Origin of the sequence: Protofrankia coriariae (assembly GCF_001017755.1) — a bacterium.
GTDB classification, from domain to species: Bacteria; Actinomycetota; Actinomycetes; order Frankiales; family Frankiaceae; genus Protofrankia; species Protofrankia coriariae.
The window spans coordinates 1-9,808 of record NZ_JWIO01000041.1 but is presented as its reverse complement, the minus strand read 5'-3'; the positions used below and the strand labels follow the sequence as shown (position 1 = coordinate 9,808).

General features: G+C 71.5%; 6 protein-coding genes. 4 read left to right on the top strand and 2 right to left on the bottom strand.

Translation table 11 applies throughout. The annotated features are described in order from the left end of the window. Positions 1-588 precede the first annotated feature (588 nt). Positions 589-1,320, bottom strand: coding sequence for a M50 family metallopeptidase (locus tag FrCorBMG51_RS19790; protein WP_052914855.1), 732 nt, complete (start codon positions 1,318-1,320; stop codon positions 589-591). Positions 1,321-2,977: 1,657 nt separating this feature from the next. Between FrCorBMG51_RS19790 and FrCorBMG51_RS19775 the strand changes: the two genes are divergently transcribed. From FrCorBMG51_RS19775 to mtnC, 4 genes are all read left to right on the top strand, one after another. Further along, positions 2,978-5,224 (top strand): ArnT family glycosyltransferase, encoded by a 2,247-nt coding sequence (locus tag FrCorBMG51_RS19775; protein WP_047224540.1) that lies wholly within the window; start codon positions 2,978-2,980, stop codon positions 5,222-5,224. 523 nt (positions 5,225-5,747) lie between these two features. Then, positions 5,748-7,475, top strand: a complete 1,728-nt coding sequence (locus FrCorBMG51_RS19770; RefSeq protein ID WP_047224557.1) for a protein kinase domain-containing protein — start codon at positions 5,748-5,750, stop codon at positions 7,473-7,475. Positions 7,476-7,654: 179 nt separating this feature from the next. Then, on the top strand, positions 7,655-8,239 hold the full coding sequence (locus FrCorBMG51_RS19765; RefSeq protein WP_047224539.1) for a 1,2-dihydroxy-3-keto-5-methylthiopentene dioxygenase: 585 nt from the start codon (positions 7,655-7,657) through the stop codon (positions 8,237-8,239). Continuing rightward, positions 8,236-8,958, top strand: coding sequence for an acireductone synthase (gene mtnC, locus FrCorBMG51_RS19760; RefSeq protein WP_047224538.1), 723 nt, complete (start codon positions 8,236-8,238; stop codon positions 8,956-8,958). The genes FrCorBMG51_RS19765 and mtnC overlap by 4 nt, the downstream gene beginning before the upstream one ends. Before the next feature lie 62 nt (positions 8,959-9,020). Here mtnC and mtnA read toward each other — a convergent pair. After that, positions 9,021-9,808: S-methyl-5-thioribose-1-phosphate isomerase (mtnA, locus tag FrCorBMG51_RS19755; RefSeq protein ID WP_047224537.1), on the bottom strand; the 788-nt coding region annotated here is incomplete at its 5' end.

Below are 9,808 nucleotides of genomic sequence, written 5' to 3'. Positions count from 1 at the left end.
CGGGGCCAGCCGCAGCTGGCGCGTCGGACAGCGTCGACGTCGAACCGGCCAACACGTCGGAGGGCATGGCGATGACAGCCGCCACCGTGGTCGCGGCGAACAGAAGCTGAGGGACGCTCGGACGCACGGCACGCGCCGCGTGAGCGGCGGGACGTGTGTCCAGCGCGGCGTAGGTGACGCTCCGAGAGCGCTGTGTTGCCGGACCCCTCCGGTGTCGAACCATGGAACACCTCTACCCGACTTGACGCATCCGATGCATGTAACACATCCGACACCCCTCTGTCGACCGATCGAAAAGAGGCCCCGGGCAGCGCCGACACCCTGGGAAACAGCCTCCACCCAGCCGTCGCGGCCCACACCATCCCGCCGGCGTCATCCCGCCGACAGCCGCGAACCACCCACCCGCCCACTACCGACCCGTCGACCACGACCGCCGACCGGTCACCCGGCGCCGAAGGTGACCAGCTCCGGACGGCGACGCCAGATCCCATCCGGAGAAACCCGCCTGATGACGATGGCAGTTATTCCAGGAGAAGCGCGCCGGTCGTTGGCAGTATCCTCCGTGTGACCGACGAGGGGCCGGGACGGTCAGTTCAGGAGCAGGGTTGTTCCGCGGAGCAGGCACAGGGTGTTGGCCAGGGCGAAGGCTGCGACCCAGATGCCACCGGGGAGGCCGGTGAGTTCGGCCATGGCGTCCGCGTCCGAGGAGGACGGGCCCCGTCTGCGCTGTCGGTGCAGGTCGAGGACGGACCGGGGGCCGGACAACAGCAGGAACCAGGTGAGGAAGCAGGCGAGGGCGCTCTGCGTGCCCGCGTCGGCCGAACGCAGCGCCAACACGACCATCCCGGCGGTCGCGACGACGAGGACGATCCCGAACGCGTTGCGGACGACGAGGAAGAGCGCGGCCAGCGCCACGACGGCGAGCAGCAGCGTCGCCGTGACGTGGCCGGCGCCCAGCAGGGCCGCCGCGCCCAGCCCGAGCACCGACGGCGCGGTGTAACCGGCCGCCGACACGAGGAAGCCGGTCACCCGGCTCGGCCGCCCGTACGAGCCGGTGAGCCCGGAGGTGTCCGGGAACAGCCACACGCCGACGACCCAGTACCCGAGCAGGTAGGCGACGAGCGCATGGCCGCCCTCGTGCGCGATGGTGTCGAGATGGCCGCTGTTGCGCCAGGTCCGTCGGGGTACGACGGCCGCGAGCGCGACCAGGCCGGTCAGCACGACGATCCACCGTGGCGCGGCCGCGCCGTCCACCACGCTGATCGCTGTCCTGGTGGTCGCGGCCATGGACGTGCTCGCGTTGCCGGTACCGATGCTCATGACGCCCCCCGACGCGACCGAACCCCTGTGGGGCACTACCTCTACAGGCCGATTTCCGCGGATCATTGTTGGAGTGTTGCCTCAGGGATTTTCCGTTCGCTCATCACACAAGAAACTCACAAAAAGAGCAACGGAATATCCATTGTCCGGCTATTGATCACCATGATTTGGATCATGATGAGGAAGGGATGGGCCACGGCCGCGCCGGGGCGGACAGCACGCGGACGGCATGACCGCTCGGAAGGCTGACAGCCGCTCGGAAGACGAGTGACCACTCGGAAGGCCGGCAGCGCGGCTGTCACAACGCGGCTGTCACAGCGCGGCAACCTGTTCTCTTCGTGTCGCCATGAGGCGGGATCCCCATGGCGTCGGGGGAGACGTTCGGGGGAGAGACGCCCGCGGCGGGGCCGATGGGCAGATCTACAAGGAAGTCCCCAGGTTCCTGAAAGCTTTCTCTCAGGCGTGACCGCGACGGTGTGCATATGACACGTGTGTGGTTGAGTCTGGGGCTTCCCGCGGACCCGGGCCTGATCGCGGAAGCGCTCGGACCCGACTATGACGTTCTCCCCCCATCGAGCGAGCCGCCGTTCGAGTCGCCGCCTGCCGCGGACGGGCCGACCATCGTGGCTGGTGACGGGCCGCCCCGACCGCAGCCACCGAACGTGACGGTCCGGACGATTCTGGTCGTGACGATGTATGACCGGGAGCTGCTGCCGATCCTCGCGACCAGGTCGGGTGACACCGCCGTGGTGGTGGTCACGCCACCCGGTGTCGACGTCCCAGCGGACTTCGGGGCGCAGGTGCGAGCCGACGTGATCGGTCCCGCGACCTCGGTGGCGGACGTGGTCGCGCTGGTCAACGCCACGCCGTCGGAGGTGCCCGCCTCCGCCGCGGCGGCCGGGCAGTGGTGGGTCGGGTCGGGCCAGCCGGGCGTGCCCGCCGCCGGTGGTCCCGGCGCTCCGGGAGACCCAGCGGGCCCCGGCGGTCCCGCTGCCGTCGCCGGTGCTGCCGCCGGAACGGAGGGCCGGCCGCCGGGTGAGGCCGGCGGTTCCCACCGGCGACGCAACGGACTGATCGCGGCCGCCGCGGTGCTTGTCGTGGTCCTGGGCACCGGTGCTGCCGTGCTGGCCGCCGGTACGGGGACGGGCGGTGGCCAGAACGCGGCCCGCTCCTTGGCCGCGGGCGGCATCCCCGGCGACGGTACGGGCTACGGACGGTTCCCTGGTGGTGGATACGGTGAGGGATATCGTCGCTACGGCGGGTTCCCGGAGGGCGGCGGACGGGCGCAGGGCGGCCCCAGAGCGGCGATCGACCAGGAAGATTTTCAGGAATGCCTGCGGAGCAAGGGCGTCACCGTCGACGACGGCACCCCCGTGCGCCCGGACCCGACGGACTCCAAGGCCCGTGAGGCTTTCCGGGAGTGCTTCACGCGGCTGCGCGGCGCTTCCGGTCTGCCCGGCGGCGGGTCTGGCGGGCCAGCTGGACAGGGTGCGCCAGACGGATTCGGCGGGCCTGGCAGGCCGGGTGGACCTGACGGCTANGCACGAGGTCGTACGACGACGTCACCACCACCGAGATCGCGAAGAAGGCGGGGGTCGGAGGGCTCGACTGGAGCACGGTCGACACCAACCCCGGGCCGACCGCCCCGCCGCGGCAGATGCCGGGACGGGCAGCGTACCGGTCACCGGTACGGCTGCCCCGGCCGCTGCGGGGGCATGCGGCCGACCCGTGGTGGATACGCCCGGCGCTGCTCGTCCTGCTGGCCGCGACAGCTGTCGGTTATCTGTGGGGGCTGGGCGCCTCCCAGTACGCCAACAGCTTCTACGCGGCGGCGGTCCAGGCCGGCACACAGAGCTGGAAGGCATGGTTCTTCGGCTCGTTCGACGCGTCGAACTTCATCACCGTCGACAAGCCACCGGCGTCATTGTGGGTGATGGGGCTCTCCGGACGGATCTTCGGTTTCAACAGCTGGAGCATGCTCGTCCCGAACGCGCTCGAGGGTGTGGCGGCCGTCGGTATCCTGTATCTGGTGGTCCGGCGCTGGATCGGGCCGCGGGCCGGACTGCTCGCCGCCGCCGTTTTCGCCCTGACGCCCGTCGCGGTGCTGATGTTCAAATTCAACAATCCGGACGCGCTGCTGGTGCTGCTGCTCGTCGTCGCGGCCTATTCTGTGGTGCGCGCGACCGAGGACGGCGGTTTTCGCTGGATCGCGCTGGCGGGGGTGGCGGTCGGGTTCGCCTTTCTGACGAAGATGATGCAGGCATTCCTGCCCGTCCCGGCGTTCGCGCTGGTGTATCTGGTTGCCGCGCCCACATCCGTCGGCCGGCGGCTGCTCGGCCTGTTGGCCGGCGCGGGGGCGATCGTCGTCTCCGCCGGCTGGTACGTGGCGGCGGTCGAGCTGTGGCCGAAGGACTCCCGGCCCTATATCGGCGGGTCGACCAACAACAGCATTCTCGAGCTCACCTTCGGTTACAACGGCCTTGGCCGTGTTTTCGGCGGTGACGGGAATCCCGGCGGGGGCGCCGGTCGGGGAATGTTCACCGGCCCGCCCCAGGGGGATCTCCCAGCCGGGGCTGCCGCGTATCTGAACCAGATGGCGCCTCCCGGCGGGGTCGGCGGCCCGGGCACTGGCGGTGGTCCCGGCGGTGGCATGTTCGGCGGTGCCACCGGTTGGAACCGGCTGTTCAGTGGTGAGATGGGCACCCAGATCTCCTGGCTGTTGCCGGCCGCGTTGATAGCGCTGGTAGGTGGTCTGTGGGTGACCCGCCGGGCGGCGCGCACGGATCGGGTCCGCGCCGGTCTGCTGTTGTGGGGCGGCTGGACGCTCGTCACCGGCGGCGTGTTCAGCTATATGAGCGGCATTATCCATCCCTACTACACGATTGCGGTCGCGCCGGGAATCGGCGGCCTTCTTGCTTTCGGCGGGACGGCTTTGTGGCGGGCCAGGGACTCCTGGGTTTCCCGGGTGCTGATGGCGTCGGCGGTCGGGGTCACCGGCGGCTGGTCGTTCGTGCTTTTGAACCGTACCCCCGACTGGTATCCGGCGCTGCGGTTCGTCGTTGTCGCAGCCGCTGGCGTCGGCGTCCTCGCCCTGCTGGTCGGCCGCAGGCTGCCAACCCGCAGCGTTGCCGGCGCTGTAGTGGGTGCGGCGGCGGTCGCGCTCGCCCTGGGAGCGCCGTCGGCCGCCTATGCCGTCGAAACCGCGTCGGCTCCCCATTCCGGGTCGATTCCCAGCGCTGGCCCCGCGACGGCCGGCGGCGGCTTTCCCGGCAGGATGACCCGCCAGTTCTTCGGGCCGGCCGGCGGCGCGACAAACGGCGCGGCGAGTGGCCGACCACGTGATGACCGTGGTTTCGGTGGTGGTGCCGGCGGTTCTGCTGGTGGACCCGGTGGTGGTTTTGGCGGCGGTGTGGCCGCCGACTCCGAAATCGTCCAACTGCTCAGGAACGGCCAGGCCGGCCACCGCTGGGCCGCCGCGACGTCCGGCTCCCAGAGCGCCGGCCCGCTCGAGCTGGCCAGCGGTACGGCCGTCATGGCAATGGGCGGGTTCAGCGGCGGCGACCCGACGCCCACCCTGGACCAGTTCAAACAATATGTCGCGGCCGGTGACATCCACTACTACATCGCGGGCGGCGGTGCCGGCCGGTCGGCCGCGCCGGCCGCGCCGGCCGCGTCCGCCGGCGCCGCACCCGCCGCGGGCGACGACCCGGCTGCTTCCGGCGAACCCGGCGGCTCCAGCGAACCGGGTGTTTTCGGCGGTCCGGGTGAAGCGGGCGGATTCGGCGGTCCGGGCGGGTTCGGCGGTCGCGGATCCGGTGAGATCACGTCCTGGGTGGAAAGCAGTTTCACCGCGCTGACCGTGGGCGGGCAGACCGTCTACGACCTGACACGGCCGACGTCCTGACCGTGGCAGGAGTCCGGCGCCGTCCGCTCCCGGGAGGCGGACGGCGTCGGTCGGACCCGGATCGATGCGGATCCACGCGGATCCGCTCGATCCACCAGGTGCCGCCGGTACGGCGTGCCGATGGACGGGCAGCGACGCCGGCACGCCCGAGACGACAGCCGGCACACCCCGGAGCGAAACGCCGATGCGCCCGAGGTGAAGATGCCGGTGTGCCTGAGACGGGGATGCCACCGCGCCCGAGGCTTCATGCGCCCGAGGCCTGGGATGCGCCCGAAGCCTGGGACGTACCCGAAGCCTGGGATGCGCCCGAGGCTGGGATGTGCTGCCTCCGGTGTTTGTCCGGATGCCGCACGGCGGGTCGCTGGTCGACGGCCTGCCGCGTGCCGGTCGGCCGTATGACAGTCCGCTGTTCGACAGCCTGCCGGGGTGGCCGTTGGTGCGCTGTCGACCTGCCCATCCGGCCCCGGATGAGTGACGATGGGGCTATGAGCAGGCGTGTATCGGCGCGGCGGCGACAGACGTGATGCTGCCAGGTCGTGCCGGGGGTGGGGCGACGGCACAGTCACTGGAGCCGTTGGACGTGGGCGATCCGGCGTCCGTCGGCAGATACGTGCTGGACTTTCGCCTGGGCAGCGGCGGTATGGGCACCGTCTATCTCGGACGGGACACCCTTGGTCGCCCGGTCGCGGTCAAGGTGATCCGTTCGGATCTCGCCGCCGAGCCGGACTTCCGGGAGCGCTTCCGGCACGAGGTGGCGGCGGCGCGGCGGGTCTCGCCGTTCTGTACCGCCTCGGTGCTCGACGCCGACCCGGACGCGACCCCGCCGTACCTGGTCACCGAGTACATCGAGGGACGGCGGCTGGACCGCGTGGTCATGGAGGACGGCCCGCTGCCCCCGTCGACCCTGACCGGGACCGCGATCGGGGTGGCCACCGCGCTCACGGCCATCCACCGCGCGGGGATCGTCCATCGCGACCTCAAACCGGCCAACGTCATCATGTCCCTGTCCGGGCCGCGAGTGATCGACTTCGGTATCGCCAAGCCCGCGGGGGTGGTGCGGCACGACCTGGACCGCGGGCTGATCTTCGGGACGTCCGGCTGGATGGCGCCGGAGCAGATCCTCGACCACCCGGTCGGCCCGCCCGCGGACGTCTTCACCTGGGGCCTGCTGGTCGCCTATGCCGGTACCGGCCGGCATCCGTTCGTCGAGCCGGGGCGGTTCGGGCCGCAGGCCGACGCCGACCTGGGCGCGCGGATCGTCGATGAGCCGCCGGACCTCGCCGGGCTCGCCGAGCCGCTGCGCCGGGTCGTCGAGACCGCGCTGACCAAGGATCCGCGTTCCCGCCCGGCCGCCCGTGACCTGCTGCTCCGCCTGGTCGACGGCAACGCCGACGTGAACGCGTCCACACCGATCGACCAGGTGCTCGGCTGGACGCAGCAGATGGCGGCGGTCCCGCCGCCGACCCGGGTCGGCCCGCCGGCCTTCCCCACCGGTTACCCGGCCGACCAGCCGGCCGGGTTCGGTCAGCCGGCCGGATTCAACCAGCCGGCAGAGTTCAACCAGCCGGCGCAGCTCGGCGGCCCGGCGCGCTTCGGCCAGCCCAACCAGTTCGGCCAGCATGGCCCGCCCGACCAGTTCGGCCAGCCCGCCGGCGCGCCGCCGCGCTGGTATCCGCCCACGCCGCCGCCACGCCGGCGGTCCCGCCGGTGGTGGCTGCTCGTCCCCCTGCTGGCCCTGTTGTTGCTGGTCGGCTGGGTCGTCCTGGACAGCCTCGGCGAGAGCGGGAACGACGCGGGCAGCCCGGGTGCTGGCAGCCCCACCGGCTCGGCGGCCACGCCGTCACCATCGGCGACACCCGCGGCGGCCATCGGTGTCCCGGTCCGGGACGGGCAGCTCCAGTTCACCGTGACGAACATCCAGTGCGGCGTCGACGAGCTGAAGGCCGGGTTCTTCCCCAGGCATCCGGACGGCCAGTACTGCCTGGCCGAGGTGACCGTCAGTAACGTCGGCGGCTCGGACCGGACGCTGGCGTTGGCCTCGCAGAGCCTGTACGACACCACCGGTGCCAGGCACGGCTCCGATCAGCTGCTGTCCCGGGCGGCCTTCTCCAACGAGCTCTGGGGGAACATCTCCGAGGGGGAGAGGGTCCGCGGCACCCTCGTCTTCGACATTCCCATCGATGCCACACCCGATCACCTGGAGCTCCACGACGGCCCGTTCAGCGGAGGTGTGACCGTCCCGCTGCGATGACGACCCCCGCGACGGCCAACGGCCACGGTGTCCGCGCGGTCTCCGCTGTGTGCCATTTCCGTTGCGCTGGTTCGCGGACTGCCAGCGCAGGCGCATGTCCGGCGTCACACTGGGACTGTCGGGCCGAGGCGGGACTGCCGGGCCAAGGCCCGCCGCGGACACGACCGGAGGAGGCCGTCATGACGCACCTGACAACCTGGCCCGCCGACGACCCGGGCCGCGTGCTGCGCGACACCGATCGACCGGACGAGATCGCCGCCGCCCTCGCGCCGATCGGTGTCCGGTTCGACCAGTGGACGATCGTGGATCTCCCGTCCGACGCCGGCCAGGACGCGGTGCTCACCGCCTACCGGGAACAGGTGGACAAGGTCATCGCCGATGAGGGCTTCATCCTCGTGGACGTGGTGGCGCTGCATCCGACCGAGGCGCCCGACTGGCCGGCCACGGCCACCGCCGCGCGGGCGAAGTTCCTCGCCGAGCACACCCACGCGGACGCCGAGGTGCGCTTCTTCGCCGCCGGCGCCGGTGTCTTCTACCTGCACATCGGTGACGAGGTCCACGCGGTGCTCTGCGAGGCCGGCGACCTGCTGTCGGTGCCGGCCGGTACCACGCACTGGTTCGACATGGGTACCAGCCCGTCGTTCACCGCGGTCCGTTTCTTCCACGATGCCGACGGCTGGGTCGGTGACTTCACCGGCAGCGACATCGCGTCCCGTTTCCCCGACTTCGACGCGCTGTACGCCGTGGCCGCCGCTGCCCGGTGACCGCTGCCGTCACGGTCACCGCCGAGGCGGTTGTCGTCGACATCGAGGGGACGACCAGCGCGACATCCTTTGTCGTGGACACCCTCTACCCGTACTCGCGGGCGCGGCTGCGCGCGTGGATCGACAGCCATCAGCGGCATCCGGACACCCGCCGGGCGCTCGCGCAGGTCCGTGAGCTGATCGGTGAGCCGGCGGCGGACACCGCCCGGATCGTCACCGCGCTGGGTGCCTGGTTGGACGCGGACGAGAAGGTCACCCCGCTCAAGACCCTGCAGGGGCTGATCTGGGACGCCGGTTTCACCGCGGGTGAGCTGACCTCCCACCTGTATCCGGAGGTGGCCGGTGCCCTGCGGTCCTGGCAGGCCGGGGGGCACCGGCTGTACGTCTTCTCGTCCGGGTCGGTCGCCGCGCAGCGCGCCTGGTTCGCCCACAGCCCGGCCGGTGACCTGCGCGGCCTGTTCAGCGGGTATTTCGACACCGAGACGGCGGGCCCGAAACGGCAGCCGTCGTCCTACGCCGCGATCACCGCGGCGACCGGTGTGCCAGCGGGCCGGACGGTCTTTCTTTCGGACCTTGTCGACGAGTTGGACGCCGCCCGTGCCGCTGGCTGGTTGACGGTCGGCGTCCGCCGGCCGGGCGAGCCGAACCACGACCGCGGTGTTGGTGACCATCCGGCGGTGGGTGACCTCGCCCAGATCAGAATCCTGCCGCCGCCCTGATCACGACACCGCCAGCAGCGGCCGATGGTCCACCGGAACTGGCCCACCGGGATGCCGACGGTCTACCGGGACGGGGCAGGTGGCTGTGGGCGCTGGCCGCGCGCGACCTCGACGATCCCGTGTTCGGTGACGAGCGCGTCCACCAGATGCGCCGGTGTCACGTCGAAGGCGGGGTTGTGCGCCCGGGAGCGGGCCGGCGCGACTCGCGATCCGGCGTGGCTGAGCACCTCCTCGCAGCCCCGCAGCTCGATCGGGATCATGTCGCCGGACGCCGTCGCGGAGTCCACGGTCGACGCGGAGGCGGCCACGACGAACGGGATCCGCGCGTACGCGCAGGCCAGCGCCACCCCGAGGGTGCCGATCTTGTTGGCGACGTCGCCGTTGGCGGCTATCCGGTCGGCACCCACGACGGCCGCGTCGACGAGCCCGCGCACGATCGTCCCCGCGGCGGCGGCGTCGACCTGTACCAGGTGGGGGATGTTCTCGACATCGAGCTCCCAGGCGGTCAGGCGGCTGCCCTGCAGCAGCGGCCGGGTCTCGTCCACATAGACGATTTCCAGCGCGCCGCGGGCGTGCAGTTCGCGGATGATGCCCAGCGCCGTCCCCCAGCCGGCGGTCGCGAGCGCCCCGGTGTTGCAGTGGGTGAGGATGCGCAGCGGCCGTCGGCCGGTGCCGCTGTCGGTATCGCCGCTGTGGGTGGTACCGGTGGTACCGGTGGGCCGGGCCGCGTCCCGCAGCAGCCAGTCCGCGCCGTGCGCGCCGATCGCCCGGTTCGTCCGCTCGTCCTGTTCCAGGAGGTCGTCGGCGTACGCGAGGACCGCGGCGATTCCGTGGGCGAGCCGCTGGCGGG

Coding starts and splice junctions, on each gene's coding strand:
- FrCorBMG51_RS19790 (WP_052914855.1), bottom strand. CDS start 1,320: ATGAGCATCGGTACCGGCAACGCGAGCACGTCCATGGCCGCGACCACC.
- FrCorBMG51_RS19775 (WP_047224540.1), top strand. CDS start 2,978: ATGCCGGGACGGGCAGCGTACCGGTCACCGGTACGGCTGCCCCGGCCG.
- FrCorBMG51_RS19770 (WP_047224557.1), top strand. CDS start 5,748: ATGCTGCCAGGTCGTGCCGGGGGTGGGGCGACGGCACAGTCACTGGAG.
- FrCorBMG51_RS19765 (WP_047224539.1), top strand. CDS start 7,655: ATGACGCACCTGACAACCTGGCCCGCCGACGACCCGGGCCGCGTGCTG.